The 15,656-nt window shown below is 59.0% G+C and carries 16 protein-coding genes; 6 read left to right on the top strand and 10 right to left on the bottom strand.

Annotated features, from left to right (window positions below; genetic code table 11):
- Positions 1–11 precede the first annotated feature (11 nt).
- The 3 genes from INR77_RS00310 to purU are packed head-to-tail and all read left to right on the top strand — an operon-like array spanning position 12 to position 2,698.
- Positions 12–1,022 carry a nitronate monooxygenase family protein gene (locus INR77_RS00310; protein WP_223071989.1) on the top strand — a complete coding sequence of 337 codons (1,011 nt, stop codon included), beginning with the start codon at positions 12–14 and terminating at the stop codon, positions 1,020–1,022.
- 9 nt (positions 1,023–1,031) lie between these two features.
- Positions 1,032–1,832 carry an SDR family NAD(P)-dependent oxidoreductase gene (locus tag INR77_RS00305; protein WP_223071988.1) on the top strand — a complete coding sequence of 267 codons (801 nt, stop codon included), beginning with the start codon at positions 1,032–1,034 and terminating at the stop codon, positions 1,830–1,832.
- An 11-nt stretch (positions 1,833–1,843) separates the two neighbouring features.
- A complete protein-coding gene (gene purU, locus INR77_RS00300) occupies positions 1,844–2,698 on the top strand; it encodes a formyltetrahydrofolate deformylase (protein ID WP_223071987.1) in 855 nt (284 codons plus the stop codon).
- Positions 2,699–2,710: 12 nt separating this feature from the next.
- On the opposite strand, the gene INR77_RS00295 is transcribed toward purU, so the two are convergent.
- Together INR77_RS00295 and INR77_RS00290 are read right to left on the bottom strand one after the other, a co-directional pair.
- Complete coding sequence (locus INR77_RS00295) at positions 2,711–3,097, bottom strand: hypothetical protein (RefSeq protein ID WP_223071986.1); 387 nt, start codon at positions 3,095–3,097, stop codon at positions 2,711–2,713.
- 96 nt (positions 3,098–3,193) lie between these two features.
- The gene (locus tag INR77_RS00290; protein ID WP_223071985.1) at positions 3,194–5,362 is read right to left on the bottom strand and encodes a PQQ-dependent dehydrogenase, methanol/ethanol family; all 2,169 of its coding nucleotides are present in this window, start codon (positions 5,360–5,362) and stop codon (positions 3,194–3,196) included.
- A gap of 136 nt (positions 5,363–5,498) precedes the next feature.
- On the opposite strand from INR77_RS00290, the gene INR77_RS00285 reads away from it, so the two are divergent.
- Entirely contained in the window at positions 5,499–6,377 is an 879-nt protein-coding gene (locus INR77_RS00285) for a dienelactone hydrolase family protein (protein ID WP_223071984.1), read from the top strand.
- Between the two features lie 174 nt (positions 6,378–6,551).
- Here INR77_RS00285 and INR77_RS00280 read toward each other — a convergent pair whose 3' ends face one another.
- The 4 genes from INR77_RS00280 to INR77_RS00265 all read right to left on the bottom strand — a co-directional run bounded on the left by INR77_RS00280 (position 6,552) and on the right by INR77_RS00265 (position 9,546).
- Positions 6,552–7,520: a complex I NDUFA9 subunit family protein gene (locus INR77_RS00280; RefSeq protein WP_223071983.1), complete on the bottom strand. Its 969-nt coding sequence runs from the start codon at positions 7,518–7,520 to the stop codon at positions 6,552–6,554.
- Between the two features lie 114 nt (positions 7,521–7,634).
- Positions 7,635–8,354 (bottom strand): hypothetical protein, encoded by a 720-nt coding sequence (locus INR77_RS00275; RefSeq protein WP_223071982.1) that lies wholly within the window; start codon positions 8,352–8,354, stop codon positions 7,635–7,637.
- Between the two features lie 230 nt (positions 8,355–8,584).
- Positions 8,585–9,067 (bottom strand): glycosyltransferase, encoded by a 483-nt coding sequence (locus tag INR77_RS00270; protein ID WP_223071981.1) that lies wholly within the window; start codon positions 9,065–9,067, stop codon positions 8,585–8,587.
- Positions 9,064–9,546 (bottom strand): UDP-N-acetylglucosamine transferase subunit ALG14, encoded by a 483-nt coding sequence (locus INR77_RS00265; RefSeq protein WP_255573837.1) that lies wholly within the window; start codon positions 9,544–9,546, stop codon positions 9,064–9,066. The genes INR77_RS00270 and INR77_RS00265 overlap by 4 nt, the downstream gene beginning before the upstream one ends.
- A gap of 141 nt (positions 9,547–9,687) precedes the next feature.
- Here INR77_RS00265 and INR77_RS00260 point away from each other — a divergent pair, with 141 nt between their 5' ends.
- Positions 9,688–10,767: a CaiB/BaiF CoA-transferase family protein gene (locus INR77_RS00260; protein WP_223071980.1), complete on the top strand. Its 1,080-nt coding sequence runs from the start codon at positions 9,688–9,690 to the stop codon at positions 10,765–10,767.
- Positions 10,768–10,770: 3 nt separating this feature from the next.
- A complete protein-coding gene (locus INR77_RS00255; protein ID WP_223071979.1) occupies positions 10,771–11,220 on the top strand; it encodes a MaoC family dehydratase in 450 nt (149 codons plus the stop codon).
- Here the strand turns inward: INR77_RS00255 and INR77_RS00250 are convergent.
- The 4 genes from INR77_RS00250 to INR77_RS00235 are packed head-to-tail and all read right to left on the bottom strand — an operon-like array spanning position 11,217 to position 15,584.
- On the bottom strand, positions 11,217–12,650 hold the full coding sequence (locus INR77_RS00250) for an efflux transporter outer membrane subunit (RefSeq protein ID WP_223071978.1): 1,434 nt from the start codon (positions 12,648–12,650) through the stop codon (positions 11,217–11,219). The genes INR77_RS00255 and INR77_RS00250 overlap by 4 nt on opposite strands.
- Before the next feature lie 4 nt (positions 12,651–12,654).
- Entirely contained in the window at positions 12,655–13,671 is a 1,017-nt protein-coding gene (locus tag INR77_RS00245; RefSeq protein WP_223071977.1) for an efflux RND transporter periplasmic adaptor subunit, read from the bottom strand.
- Positions 13,672–13,710: 39 nt separating this feature from the next.
- On the bottom strand, positions 13,711–14,451 hold the full coding sequence (locus INR77_RS00240) for an ABC transporter ATP-binding protein (protein ID WP_223071976.1): 741 nt from the start codon (positions 14,449–14,451) through the stop codon (positions 13,711–13,713).
- Positions 14,448–15,584, bottom strand: coding sequence for an ABC transporter permease (locus INR77_RS00235; RefSeq protein WP_223071975.1), 1,137 nt, complete (start codon positions 15,582–15,584; stop codon positions 14,448–14,450). Before INR77_RS00235 ends, INR77_RS00240 begins: the two co-directional genes overlap by 4 nt.
- Positions 15,585–15,656 lie beyond the last annotated feature (72 nt).

Below are 15,656 nucleotides of genomic sequence, written 5' to 3'. Positions count from 1 at the left end.
CGCTCCTTTCTATGACAAACTATTCAAAATCCCGCGCCATGATGCAGCGCGGTATTGATTTCCTGGGCTGCGAAACCGCCATTATGTGCGGCGCGATGAGCTGGGTTTCCGAACGCAACCTCGTTTCGGCGATTTCGAATGCCGGCGGTTTTGGCGTGATTGCCTGCGGTGCGATGACGCCTGAGCTTCTGGATGCTGAAATCGCGGCGACCAAAGAGCTGACCGATAAGCCGTTTGGCGTGAACCTCATTACGATGCACCCGCAATTGTTCGACCTGATCGAGGTCTGCAACAAATACGGTGTGACCCATGTTGTGCTTGCTGGCGGTATTCCGCCTAAGGGTTCGGTCGAAGCGATCAAGGCGTTTGGCGGTAAAGTCATCGTTTTTGCACCCACACTAGCGCTGGCGAAAAAGCTCCTGCGCTCCGGTGGCGATGCTCTGGTGATCGAAGGGATGGAAGCAGGCGGCCATATTGGTCCTGTTGCAACCAGCGTTCTGGCACAGGAGTTTCTGCCCGCGCTCGCTGAGGACCACGTTGTCTTTGTCGCGGGCGGCATTGGCCGGGGAGAGGCGATTGCAAGCTATCTAGAGATGGGCGCTAGCGGTGTGCAGCTTGGCACACGCTTCGCCTGCGCGACCGAGAGCATCGCGCACCCGGACTTTAAGAAAGCCTTCTTCCGCGCAAAGGCCCGCGATGCAGAGGCGAGCGTCCAAGTCGATCCGCGCTTGCCAGTGATCCCCGTGCGCGCTCTTAAAAACAAGGGCACAGAAGAGTTTACGAAAAAGCAGATTGAAGTTGCTGGAATGCTCGACCGCCAAGAGGTCGACATGGGTGCCGCGCAGCTTGAGATTGAGCACTTTTGGGCAGGGGCGCTTCGCCGCGCAGTTGTCGATGGCGACATTGAAAACGGCTCGATCATGGCGGGCCAATCCGTCGGCATGGTGACGAAAGAAGAGCCTGTGGCTGACATCATCACTGAGCTGATGGAACAATGCGAAGCGGCGCTTTCGGGGAGATAACTGGACAATATGGGCGAGGAGCACACACAAGAGTTTGACCTTCCTAACACGTCGATGGACCTTGCGGGCCATGTGGCATTGGTGACAGGCGCATCTTCCGGCTTTGGTGAGAGATTTGCCCGCGTTTTAGCCAGTCAGGGCGCAAGCGTTGCACTATGCGCGCGCCGGGGTGATCGCTTGGAAGCGCTGGCGGACGAAATCAACGCATCTGGCGGCAAAGCGGTCGCCATCAAAATGGACGCGACCGACGCGGATGATTTGATCAATGCGGTTGAGACAGCGCAAGCCGAGCTTGGCCTTGTCGACATCCTCATCAACAACGCTGGCATTCCCGATGCTCAGCGCGCGCATAAGATGGAGCTGGAGCTGATCGATCGGGTTCTGGGCGTGAACCTTCGCGCGCCTTGGATCCTCTCGTGCGAAGTGGCGCGCAGGCTCTTGGCCGCCAAGAAACCCGGGCGGATCGTCAATATCTCTTCGACTGCACATTACCGCTATGACGGGGGCGGCGCTGCTCTTTACGCCACGACCAAAACCGCGCTTGCCCGGATGACAGAGACGCTGAGCGTTGAGTGGTCATATGCCAACATCAACGTCAATGCGATCTGCCCCGGTATGTTCGTGACTGAAATGACCGATGGTATGTTTGAGCGGATCGGCGACCCACGCCCGATGCTCGCGCGCAAACGCGTGCCCGTGCCAGCGCAAATGGACACAACGCTGCTTTATCTGGTGAGCCCTGCAAGCGAGTGTGTGACCGGCGCGGTTATCAAGGTCGATGACGGTCAGTCTGCGCGCATGAAAATGTAAGGCAAGCCCATATGAGCGCCCCCCTGATCCTCACGCTCGACTGCGCTGACCAGCCGGGCATCACCGCGCGCGTGACCGCCTTCCTGTTTGAGCGCGGAAGCAACATTCTTGATGCGCAGCAGTTTCGTGATGAGACATCCGATCGTTTCTTCATGCGCGTGGCATTTGATCCCCTTGGGACGAGGGCCGATGAGCTTCGCGCTCAATTTGGAAAGATTGCGCGCGACTATGCAATGGATTGGGAAATCGTGTCGAGCGAGCGGCCGCGCCGCGTAATCATCATGGTTTCCAAGGGCGACCATTGCCTTGTCGATCTGCTCTATCGCCTGCGCATGGGAGAGCTCAATATCGAAGTGGTTGCGATTATCTCCAACCACCCGCGCGAGGTCGCCATTCGCACCGACATTGGCGATATTCCGTTTCATCACGTGCCTGTAACCCCTGAGACGAAGCCTGAGGCCGAAGCGCGGGTTCGCGCAATCGCTGAGGAAACCAAGGCTGAGCTGATTGTGCTTGCGCGCTATATGCAGATTTTGTCAGATGAGCAGAGCGCGCACTTCGCAGGGCGCTGCATCAATATTCACCACTCCTTCCTCCCCGGCTTCAAAGGCGCGCGGCCCTATCACCAAGCGCATGAGCGCGGGGTGAAGATCATCGGCGCAACCGCGCACTTTGTGACCGCTGACCTTGATGAAGGGCCGATCATCCATCAAGACGTCGAGCGCATAACCCACGCCGACAGCCCCAGCGATCTGGTGCGAAAGGGCCGCGATATTGAACGGCGCGTTCTGGCCGAAGCCGTGCGCCTGTTTGCAAGCGAGCGCGTCCTGCTCAATGGCAAGCGGACGGTGGTGTTCAGGGGGTAAGTGGCTTTAGCCCTATGGTACGCCCCGCAAAATGCGCACCTGATTGGGAACACACGGTCGCCCGTTGACCGGAGCGTCATAAGCGCTCGCATAAGGTGGCAGCCCCCCATTACTCCACCACGTCGTGAGGTATCCCGCGCCCAGATTGGCGATTTGCGGACAATAGATGCTGCGGGTTGGCACCGGCGGATTATACCGGCTTTGTCGTTCCCGAAGTCGCGAAATTTGTGTGCGCTTTCGCTCAAGGCAAACGCTGTCATAACCCGAAAAATCGCCATCGCGATCATAGACTGAGCATTGTTCGTAATCACCGCTGGAAAGTGATTGTGCCATTGCCGGTGTGGGCAGGGCGAAACTGGCTGCAAAGGCGGCTATGCTGAGCGCTGTGCTGAATTTCATAAAAGCGAAAACTCCCCCGAGGTTGTGCGACCGACGGGGGAGTTACGCCTTTATTCGTGACACGTGGCTGAACATCTGTGTTGTCAAAAATACAGTTTAGCGCGCCGCCACCTGCTTCGCGCTTGCCGCCTCAAGCGCCTTATCTTCATTGGCGCGCTGGATGACATAGGCGCGGATCGCCTCGATCTCGTCCTTGGACAAGGATGTGGCAAAGCTTACCATGCCGTTGTCCTTGAGGATGCCGTCATGCACCACCGCCTGCCAGCTCGCTGCATCGCCAAGCGTGCCAGAGCGGCGCAAATCGGGAAGCTCGGTAGAGCCAACCGCAGCAGGCGCATGGCAGACCGCACAGTAACGCGCATACTTTGCCTTACCCAATGCGATCGTTTCGGCGCTCGCCCGGCTTGGCGGTGGATCAAGCGGAATGTCAGCGAGCGCTGGCATATCGGGAAGCGCTGCTTCGCCGCCGATTTTGAAGACCAGCAAGCGCGAGATATTACGCACTGGTCCTTGATCGTTGATCATATGTCCATCGGCGGTGATCGCATAAGCGCCGCCCCAGCCAGCCAGAACCGCAACATATTGCTCCCCGCCTACGGTGTAGGTGATGGGAGGCGCCACGATGCCGGTTTGCGCAGCAAAGCTCCAAAGCTTTTCGCCGTTGCTCGCCTTGTACGCGGCAAACTCACTCGATGAATTGCCCTGGAACACCAGACCGCCACCAGTCGCCAATAGACCGCCATTCCACGGCCCCGGAAATTCGACAGTCCAGCGCGCTTCCTGCGCCACCGGATCCCACGCCGTCAGCTTGCCTTTGACAGTGCCATACAAGCTTTTGCGAATACCAAGATCAGGCGGCAGATCGCCTGCACCAAGGTCAATCCCGACGTTAAATCCACGCGCGCGATCAGGTTTCCAATTCTCTTCTGGTGCGTAAATGGTCGCTGCTTCAAATGCCGGGATATAGACGAGCCCTTCGCCCGGGTGATAGGCCATCGGGTGCCAATTATGTCCGCCCAGCGGTCCGGGCATTACCATGGCGGGCTTGCCCGTCTTGTCGATGCGCGCTTCGAGCTTTTCAATGGGCCGGCCGTTTTCATCAATCCCTTCGGCCCAGTTTTGCGGAATGTATTCTTCGGCAGAGATAAACTCACCCGTTGCCCGGTCAATGACGTAGAAGAACCCGTTTTTGGGAGCCTGCATCAAGACCTGCCGCTCTTTGCCGTCGATTTCCATATCGGCAAGGATGATGTGCTGGGTCGCAGTGTAGTCCCACGTTTCGCCCGGCGTTGTCTGATAGTGCCAGACATATTCGCCCGTATCAGGACGGACCGCGACTATGCTGGAAAGGTAGAGATTGTCGCCTTCGCCCGTGCCATCCTCACCCGGAGAACGATAGGCGCGGTTCCACGGGGAGCCATTGCCGACACCGAAATAGAGGAGGTTCAATTCGGGGTCATAAGCCATGGAGTCCCATACGGTTCCGCCGCCTCCGATGGCATCCGAACCGGCAAGCGCTTCCATGTTCCATGTCTCTGCGGCGGCTTTCAGATACTCTGGTGCATCATCGCCTTCAGTCCCGTCTGGCACGGTATAGAAGCGCCACAACTCGCTGCCGTCTTTGACATCGTATGCCGCGATATAGCCGCGAACGCCGAACTCTGCGCCGCCATTGCCGATGATGACCTTGCCATCGATGATGCGCGGCGCGCCGGTGATGGAATAAGCCATGTCCTGATCGACGGTGACGACTTCCCAATTGACCTTGCCCGTATCGCGATCGAGCGACACCAGCCGCCCGTCCAGTGTTCCAAGGAACAAGTCATTGCCCCATGCGGCCAGACCCCGGTTGACCACGTCGCAGCATACTTTGACCCCAGTTTCGCCGGGTACTTCCGGGTCGTAATCCCAAAGCGGTTCGCCCGTGGTCGCGTCGAACGCTTTCACCTTGGACCATGCGGTGGTGAGGTACATTTTGCCGTCGATGACCAGCGGCGTTGCTTCCTGCCCGCGCGCCGTGTCCATATCGGCGTACCACGCAAGGCCAAGCTCGCCCACGTTTTCCGCATTGATGTTATCTAATGGAGAGAAGCGCTGCTCATCATAGGTGCGCCCATGCGTAATCCAGTTGGCATAATCATCGCCGGCCCCCAGCAGCATTGCAGAGGTGATGCCGCCTTCACCGCCGCCCGCCATCTCCTCGCACGAGGCCAGACCCAAGGCACCCAGCGCCAGCACAGGCGCTGCCCAAATCAGCTTTTTCATGTTCTCTTCTCTCCCCGCAGGACTTTTAAGTCCCGTCTTGCAACGCATCCTGCCTTGGAAAATGGCGCTTGTCCATGGGGGGGCTAAACGCCTATCGCATGGGCCAAGCAGGGCGCTGAGAAAAGGATGACGTACGATGTGTGATGAAGCCAAGTTGAAGGAATGGGCGCGCGGACAGGTGAACCGCCGCGAATTGGGCGTGCTGGCCAGTGTTGCGGCGCTTTCGGCCTGCGCTCCGAGCGCGATGACCGCAGAGGGCGGCGAGGAAACCATTGCGACGACGACGAGCAACGTCACCTTCGAAACAGCCGATGGCACAATGGACGCGGTCTTTATCCACCCCACTGAAGGTGAGTATCCGGCGGTCATTTTCTGGCCCGATATTGCCTCCATCCGCCCTGCCAAGATCAACATGGCGAGCCGTCTGGCGAGCGAGGGTTATGCCGTGCTCGTGCTTAACCCGTATTATCGCGATGTAAGCGGTCAGCAGTTTGAGGATTTTGCTGATTTTATCGGTAGCGAAGGCTTTGCCAAAGTGTCGCCATGGCGCGAAAAGCTTGATGCGGATTCGATCGGGCGTGATGCAGTGGCGGCCGTTGAGTGGCTTGACGCGCAAGAGGCGGTCGACACAACTCAAGGCATCGGCACGCAAGGGTACTGCATGGGTGGACCCTTCACTGTGTGGAGCGCAGCGGCAGTGCCTTCACGCATCAAAGCAGCGGCGAGCTTCCACGGCGGGGGACTGGTGCGCGATGACTATGACAAGAGCCCGCATAAAGTGCTCGGGTCAAGCGAGGCGGCCTATCTCATCGCGGTTGCGCAGGACGACGATGCAAAAGCGCCCACGCATAAAGACATTTTCGCCGCCTCAGCCAAGGAAGCAGGACGCCCCGCCGATGTGAAGGTTTATGCCGGCGATCATGGCTGGATGGTGCCTGATAGCCCGGCCTATGACAAAGCAGCCGCAGAAGAAGGCTACGATGACCTTATGCAGCTGTATTCAGCGTATCTTTAAACGGCGGCTTCCAGGCCGGTTTCCTACAGCCATGAGACAGGTGTAAAGCGCATGGCATGATACACTCTAACCCCCTGATTGGCCTTGCATTTTCATGCGGTCGGCGGGGGGAAGAGTTTTCCGCTCTTGAACAGTGTCTCAAGTGTCTCAAACGGGATCAGGCAAGGGGCCTTTTCAAAGGTTCGAGGCGCGCTTTTTCTGGCGTTCGTTGGCAAGGCCGAAACGGCCAAACTTGCGGAACCGCAACATCCATTTGTCGAGGAAAAGGCCAAGCGGGCGCGCTTCGATGCCAAGATCGGCAAGGGTATTCGCGCCGTCTGCGACCACATTGCCCTCTTTCAAAAGCGTCCACTGATCGCGGCTCATCGGGGTCAGAGGCAGGCTGGCAAACAGCGCGCTTGCGCCATCGGGCACTGCAATGAAGCGCCGCTCTCGCCCTTGTGCCTCAGCGATGCGTTCGTGGATTTCAAGCATGGTGAGCTTTTCAGGACCGCCAAGCTCGAAAATCTTGCCACCGTGGGTTTCAGGCGCTTCGAGCGCGGTCACCACAGCTTCAGCCACGTCATCGACATATACAAGTTGGAGTTCTTTATCCGGGCCGAAGACTGGCAGAACGGGCAGAAGCTCAATCATCCCGGCGAAGAGATTGAGGAAATTGTCGTCCTTGCCAAACACGATGGAGGGTCGAAGGATGATCGCATCCGCAAATCCCTCGCGTACGAGGCGTTCGCCCAGCGCCTTGCTTTTTCCATATTCGGTCGCCGAGTTTTCATCCGCGCCGATTGCGCTCACATGGACGAAACCCTTGGCTCCATTCGCAGCGGCGGTGCGCGCCATGTGTCCCGGCGCCTCGCCCATCAAGGTTGTGAGATCGCCGTCAAAATCGCCCACCAGGTTCACAACATACTCCGCCCCTGCGAGCGCGGCGGTGATGTGCTCGTTCTTCATCAAATCGCAGCGGACAAATTGCAGCTGTCCCAGATTGGCCAGCGGCTTCAATGGCCAGCTTTTCTCCGGCTTGCGGCTCGCCACGCGAACACGCGCACCGCGCGCCAGCAGAGCTTGGACAACATAGTTGCCGATATAGCCGCCACCGCCGAACACGGTGACCAATTGATCAGACAAAGGAGAGGCCTTGGACATGGCTCGAAAATCCCACTTAGCGTACCACAATTACCCCCGCGCCCATGCGGCAATCAGCCGGATTGGGCAAGGGGGGATCGGGCACAAATGGATGAGGAAGGTATTGGCGGCACCTCAACACTGTCTGGCGATAAGCGCTGTGAGAGCCTCGCCTGCGCTCGCATCCCTTGACGCCAGCGAGCGCGCAGCCTGTTCAAGCCTGCGGCAATCAAACCGCACGCCTTCACCCGCGCTCAGCGTGACAATCTCAACGAAGGCATCGGGTGGCATCACTCGCGCGCCGCGTTGGAGGAATATGCTGTGCCACCGGTCTGCACCGCTCACGATTTCAGCAAGCACCGCTCGCGCCTCACCGCCCGGTTCAGCAAGAACCTGTGCGCCAAGCTGTTCGAGCAGTTCTTCCTGCGTGCCCCGAATCATAAAAAGAGCGGCGTATCGGCGGGCAGATTGAGCTTCGTCGCCCACTTCCAACGCAATCTGGACCATGGCCAATTGCACATACGGATCGCGCCACCCGCGCTGTGCGGCATATTGGATTGTGATTGTCCCAGCTTCCGCATCATCCGCAGCAACCTGTGCCTGAGTGAGCAGGCGCAGGTGTTCAGCGGGCAAAGGGCGGCGCTCTACCAGCTTGCGCGCCTCGGCAAGGCCAGCTTCGGGCTTCCCGGCATTAACTGCGCTTGCAGTAAGCACACGTTGAGCCGACGAGCGAAAAGGTTCAGGCACATATTGCGCAAGCTCAGGGTCTTTGCGCGATTGTCGGTCGAGCTGAACGCCGATGCACACACCAGCGACCACGAGCAAGGCGGCAAACCAGATGATACGCGTAATCATCCTCTTGCTCCCCTTGAGGGCACGCTGAAACGCACAAGCAGCACCAAGGCAAACGCTGCGAAAGCGAGCATGGTTTGGTTGCGTAATGGGTAGTCGGTTATCGATTGCGGTCCTCTCAAACTCAATTGGGTCGGCGATATGGGAGCGAGCCTCGCCGTTTTGGGGGCAGCGATCTACTACGTTGGCATTGTCACAGGCCGGTTTGTTAAAGGCCGGATTGGCCGCAAAGACTAAAGCTTGCCCGTTTCGATGAAGCTGCCGATAGCCTGGTGCAGCTGGGCCGCCGTTGCAGAGACAGGCGCATCGGCGACATTTATCGCGAGGCCCTGTGCAATCTTGGCTTCCAACTCGCCTTCCTCCATTGCAATCAGCACGCCGGGACGCCCTTCCAGGTGGCGCGCGGTGGCGATCTGGTGGTCGTTGCGATGCTCCGAATATTCAAACTGCCGTGGGACGAGCACAATCGGCTTGTCAAAACGTTGAGCGGTAAGGACCGTACCGATCCCGGCGTGAGCGACGATTAATTGGCAACGCGCAACCAATTGCTCAAATTCAGCGGGCGCAATGCTTATGCGGGCTTCCATGTTTTGCGGCGTGTATTCGCCTCGTCCCACCTGAGCGATCACCTCTTGACCAAGCGAGGGCGCCAAACGGTCCATCGCCTCGATCAAGCGGTCAAAGCCCAGCTGCATCCCGACGGTTACGAGAATCACAGCACCGCCCCGCGATACTTCACCGCGCTGCCGTCAGCGAGATGCTCCCACTGGGTCAGGCACGCGTGTGCTGTGCGTTTGGAAAGCTTTCCGCACATGGAAAGCTCCTCACCGTTGGCGACGCTGTCGATCCAAAGTGTTTTTGCGCCCACCAATCTTCCGGCCAAAAGGCAGAAATATCCCGGCGCAGCGCCTGTTGAAAGGACAATATGCGGGCGGTGTTTGAGGAGAATCCTGACCGCAGCCAAGGCGCACAAGAGGGCTCTGAATGGCGTATTCTGGTTGCAGTCCGGCAGGACCTCGGCATCAGCAACGCCGCGCTGCTGAGCGATCTTGCGATCGGTAGTCGCAAAGACCACGTCATGGCTTTCCAGCGTTTCTCTCAGAAGCATCAACTGCTCCCAATGCCCCCCACCAGAGGCAACGGCGAGTACCTTGCGAGGCGCCTTTCCTGCGGCTTTTGCCTGCTCTTGTCCCATATTTGCGAGTATCGTTTCTAACCTAACTGGGGCTCTGCCATAAAGGGCTCGCCCGCGTCCGGCAATGTGGAAAGCTTGCTCTTGCTCCCGCTTATCGGCACACAGGCCCGCAACCAGATTATGAGAGGATGAAAGAGAGACATGACTAGCGCAAAAGGGCCGCTTGCCGGCCTTAAAGTTATGGAATTTGCCGGGATTGGCCCGGGCCCGCACGTGGGAATGCTGCTCGCGGACCTTGGTGCTGAGGTCGTGCGCATTGACCGTCCCGGCAGCGCCACGATGAACCCGGTTGTGGAACGCGCGCGGCACCGAGTGATGGTCGACCTCAAAAGCGAAGAGGGCCTGCAATTCTGCCGCGAGGCAGCGAGCAAGGCCGATGTCCTGATCGAAGGGCTTCGTCCCGGTGTGATGGAGCGTTTGGGCCTTGGCCCGGATGAGCTGATGGAAGCAAACCCGCGACTTGTTTATGCGCGTATGACCGGCTGGGGTCAGGACGGCCCGCTTGCCAAGGCCGCCGGCCACGACATCAATTATATCGCGATCACGGGCGCATTGGATGCCGTCGGCAAGAAAGGCGAGCTGCCGATCCCCCCTCAAAACCTGATCGGTGATTTCGGCGGTGGTTCATTGTATTGCGCCTTTGGCATTATGGCCGCGCTTTATGAGCGTGAGCGGTCAGGCAAGGGCCAGGTCGTTGATGCTGCAATTGTCGATGGCGTGACCAGCCTGATGAGCTTCTTCTTTGGCCAACAACACGGCATGATCCGCACCAATGAACGTGGGACCGGAATGCTCGGCGGGGCTGCGCATTTCTATCAGTGCTATGAATGTGCGGATGGTAAGGAAATCTCGCTCGGCTCTATTGAACCACAGTTTTACGCTGAGCTTATCCAGCGAACTGGCGCAACTGAGGTGGCCGAAGGGCAGATGAATCCTGCCAATTGGGTCGAATACGGAGAGAAATTGACCGCGCTGTTCAAAACCAAGACACAAGCCGAGTGGAATGAAATCCTCGAAGGAACCGACGTGTGCTATGCTCCGGTGGTGCCGCTTGATGATGCGCCTGGCCACCCGCACATGAAAGAGCGCGGCGTCTACGTCGAACACGAAGGGAAAGTGCACCCCGCACCCGCCCCGCGTTTCAGCCGAACTCCCGGCGAAGTTCGGTCAAGCGATGACAATGGCGAGGCCGTTGTCAAAAACTGGCTGTCAGAAGGGTAGTTTATGGCGGGCAAGTTTTTCGATGAATGGGAAGTAGGCGAGCGGTTGAGCCATGAAATCCGTCGCACCGTGACCGAGACGGACAATCTTCTGTTCTCCACCATGACCCACAATCCGCAACCGCTGCATCTTGATGTGGAAGCTGCCAAGGAAAGCGGTTTTGGTCAGATTCTCGTGAATTCCACCTTCACTTTCTCGCTGCTTGTCGGCCTTTCGGTTGGCGATACAACCTTGGGTACGCTGGTCGCCAATCTTGGGTTCGATAAAGTCGTGACGCCAAAGCCAGTGTTTATTGGCGACACCCTTCGGGCTGAAAGTGAGGTCAAGGAACTGCGCGCCAGCAAATCGCGTCCCGAAGCGGGCGTTGTCACTTTCATCCATGAGCTGATCAATCAGCGCGATGAAGTGGTGTGCCGGTGTGAACGTTCGGCACTGCTTAAACGCAAGCCTTAAGCGGGATCATTGCTGGCGGTGGAGGCATCGCCACCAAGCGCCTGCCACAAAATGATCCGCGCCCTTTGCGCAGCAGCAACAGCGACCGCCGCGCGTTCGCCGCTGCTGTCGGCGGCGCGGCGCGCCTCAAGCACTTCGAGAAAGCTCGCAAGTCCAGCGCGGTAGCGATCATCGGCAAGGTTTGCCGCGCGTTCCAGTTCGTCGCGTTCTTGAGTGGCGAGGGCTGCTTGTTCATCGGCGGCGGCGACAAGGCCATAGGCAGCTTCTGCATCGCCAAGCGCCTGAAACACTGCGCCGCGATAGGCCTGAAATGCGACTTTCTTGCTGGCCGCAGCACCGTCGATTTCCGCTTCGATGCGGCCAAAGTCGAGGAGAGGGGCGGCGACACCAGCAGTAAGAGTGCGAACAAGCGAGTCCTCATCAAAGAAGTCGCCGGGGCTGAATGAAAGGAGCCCGATCACGCCAGAGAGCGTGAGGCGGGGAAAGCGCGCGCGGGCCGTGGCCGCAAGCTCTGCATCGCTCGCCGCAAGTTCAGCAGCGGCGGCCAGAACATCGGGCCGGTTTGCGAGAAGCTGGGACGGAAGGCTTGCCGGGGCTGAGCCAAGGTCAGGGCTATTCGTTGGCAGGGACAAGGCCGCTGCGACCTCTGCTCCATTCATGCTGGTTAGCGTGACCAACCGGCCCAATAGACGCGCTCGCTCGCTTTTTAGGGCGGCAAGGCGGGACCGCGATGCGCTCGCCTGCGCTTGGGCACGAACGCGGTCGAAACCCGGCGCAATCCCTGCATCCTCGCGCGTTTTGGCCAGCGCGGCGAGGCGCGTGGCGGCAGCAACATCGCTTTCAATCGCTGTGGTGCGTGCATCAAGTGCGCGCCAATCGACTACGCTTGCTGCAATTTCGGAGAGCAGCGCCAGACGCACCGCAGAAGCGGCAGCGGAGGCTGCGTCAATCCGGGCAATGGCGGCGCGTTCTTGAGCCTTTAATTGCCCAAACAGATCCGCATCCCATCGCGCGGTGATGTTCGCGCCGTAGGAAACCTGTGTGGTATCAATCGCCTGTGCAAACGGGTTGTTTGAGCCAAACTGATTGGGGTTGATACGGTTTTCCGTAACACTGGCGTCGGCCCCGATATTGGGAAGCCGCTCAGCGCCTGCGCGCCGCGCGCCAGCGCGCGCCGCTTCGATGCGGGCGATGGCTTCGAGCAAGCTTGGTGCTTTTTCAAGCGCGGTGGTAGAGAGAGCCACAAACCCCGCATCCTCACTCGGTAATAGGGCATCAACAGAAGCGGCATCCTGCGCATCGACCGCCAAGGTATACACTTCCGGCAACTGTGGGGTGGTCGTCGCGACCTCGGGAGGAGGGCCAGCAACGCAAGCGGTTAGCGAGGCCGCAAGGCCAATCGCAGCAAGACGGGTGGAAAGAGTGGCCATCAGCTTACTCCTCCCCCTCTTCGGTAGCGCCGGCGTCAGATGCACTGGCAGCCGGGATGAAGGCGTCGATCTGTTGCCCCACTCGGAAGGCATCGCCGCCTTTATCCTGCGGAAGGGCGTAGATCACCTGAAGCACGCGCACATCGACGCGTTCGGCTGCGCTATTGGTGAGCGAGCGTTTGGGAACCACTTGCGGCTCGACCCGGACAAAGGATGCCTCGACCCGAATGTCTGCCGCACCGCGCGGTGAGACAATGGCAGGTGCGCCAAGTTTTACACGCGCCGCTTCGTTTTCGTCGATATCAACGCGGATATGCAGCGGGTTTGTCTCGCCCATCTGGATGAAGGGTTCAGCGCCTCCGGCCCCCTGCGTCGCGACAAATTCGCCCGGACGCACATTGACCGCGAGGATTTCCCCGGTGATCGGCGCGCGCACGGTCAGGCGCTCTATCTCTGTGCGCACGCTGCTGGCGCGGGCCTGAGCGGCATTGAGCCTGGCGCGGGCAAGCGCGAGGCGGCTCTTCGCGGCCTCAGCTTCACCTTCGACGCGGATGATCTCTGAACGGCTGACCGCTGCGGGATCGGAAAGGCTGTTATACAGCGCGAGCTGCTGTGCGGCCGTTTGTTGAGCGGTCCGCGCTTCTGCGATAGCTGCGCGCGCTTCCTGAATAGCGGCATTGGCCTCAGACAATTGTGCACGGGCAGAGCGCGCATCGACGAGGAAAAGCGGCTGGCCCTTTGCCACCCTGTCGCCCGGAACAACGCGTACATCGGTCACCAGTCCTGAAAGCGCAGAGCCGATGTCGATTATCTCGCTCGCCGGTTCGACAATGCCAGCACCCGCCACACGCGCGCTGTTCGCCAGTTCGCCTGTGGCCTTGGGCGGTTCATTCGCAGGCTCCGCAATCGAGCGATCGGGCAGACCGAACGCGATATAAAGCACCGCGCCGATGATGCCGACAAGAGCGAGAACCGGGAGGACTTGCCTTGAGAAACTGACGTTTGAGGGGAGAAGGGCCATGGTGTTCTCTTGGGTAGAATGGGCGTTGAAAAAGCGGGTTTAGTGACCTTCGGGCATTTCAGTGCCGTCATGGGTGACGACACCATCTTCCAGAACGAGGATACGGTCAGCGAGGTCGAAAATGCGGTTGTCGTGGGTGACGATGATGCAGGCGCGATCCTTGGCCACCGCCACTTCGCGCAGCAGATCCATGACCCGGCGGCCAGAGCTTGCGTCAAGCGCAGCGGTCGGCTCATCACACACCACCAAGCGCGGCTCGTGCACCAATGCGCGCGCAATCGCCACGCGTTGTTGTTGGCCGCCGGAAAGTTGGTTGGGGAGCTTCTCCGCCTGATCGCCAATATTGAGCTTTTCGAGAAGCTCTTTCGCTTTCGCGCGTGCTTCGTCGATGCCCATACCTTTGGCGATCAACGGCACGGCTGCATTGGCGGCGGCATCGATTGAGGGGATGAGGTTGTACTGCTGGAAGATGAAGCCAATGTTCTCAAGCCGGAAGTTCACAAGCTGAGTATCTGACAGCTTATAGATGTCAGTGCCGAAAACCTTCACTTCGCCGTCCGTTGGCCAAAGAATGCCGCACATGATCGATATCAACGTGGTCTTGCCCGATCCGCTTTCCCCCACGACGAAAGTCATCTCACCTGAGCGGATGTCCGTGTCGATGCCGTGAAGGACGCGTATGGTGGATTGGCCCGCCTGAAAGTCGCGCACAATTCCGCGCGCGCGAATGGCGGTTTCGGCCGAAGTGTATTCGGGGGCAGGGGTGACGGGCGCGCTCATCTAAACACCGATGCAGGTTCGGTGGACAGCACGCTGCGCAGCGCGAGCCATCCCGTGATCGCAAGGATCAAAATCACCGCTCCCAAGCTGACCAGTGGGATTTGCCATGGAATATAAAAGCCTTTGAAAAACGGATTGCCGCTAAAGCTCCAAAGAAAGATCGCGGTGCCCATCACGCCCAGCGCATAACCAATTGCCCCCACCATTCCGGCCTGCACTGCGACCATTCGTACGATCTTCATATTGGTGACCCCAATCGCTTTAAGCGCGCCAAACTGGCGGATGTTGTCGCGAATGAAGAGGCTGAAGGTAAGGCCGACAATCGCAACGCCGACAACAAAGCCAAGGATAACGGTGATCCCAAAATTGGTCGGAATGCCGGTGTTTTCGATAATGAAATTCACACCCGCCTGAGCAAATTCATCGCGCGTTTCCGCTTTAAGGCCGGTCTGTTCCTCAATCCGCGCGGCAACCTCATCCGCGCTTAGCCCATCGCTGACCCCGACGAGCACGAAGCTAAGCCGATTGCGGGTGCCCGGAACGAAGTTCAGAGCGCGCGAATATTTGGTGTAGAGGACGGCAGTGCTGGTGAAGGCGGGGATGGAATCTGCAACGCCCCGGATGACGGCGCGTTGATCATTGAGTTCGAGCCGTTCACCCATGACATCGGCGCCGGGGCCGAACATATTGAACAGGCCACCATCGTCGATGATGACCGTATCGGGCTGCTGGAGGGCTTGCTTTGACCCTTCGACCAGATTTTGGGGCAGGCCGATCAGGGTCGCATCATCGACACCGATGATGGCCACCTGCTCCAGATCGCCTTCTTTCGTGCGGACCGATGCGGCAGAGCGCAAGTGCGGTACTGCCCATTCGACACCGGGGACAGAGCGCACTTCGTCTAATGCGGTCGACGGCATGGCGTAGCTGACGTCTGTCGTGCGGCTGACCGGGTCCATGACCCAGATTTCCGCCTCAGGCGCATTGTACACGCCGCTCGCCCCGCGTTCGATCAGGTTCACGAAAATGGTCAGCTGCTGCGTGATCAACAGGGTCGAAAAGGCGATGCCGAACAAAAGCCCATAGAACTTTTGCGCATCGCCTGTGAGCATTCGGATCGCAATCCACAGCATCCTTGAACCACCACCTTGTTCAGTAAACCCATCCCTGGAGGAGGGCTTGCGCAAACCAACAGAATCGCTATT

The sequence above is a fragment of the Erythrobacter sp. SCSIO 43205 genome (assembly GCF_019904235.1).
Taxonomy (GTDB): Bacteria; Pseudomonadota; Alphaproteobacteria; order Sphingomonadales; family Sphingomonadaceae; genus Erythrobacter.
Note: the sequence above shows the minus strand (reverse complement) of the source record. Positions and strands in the feature narration are given on the sequence as shown.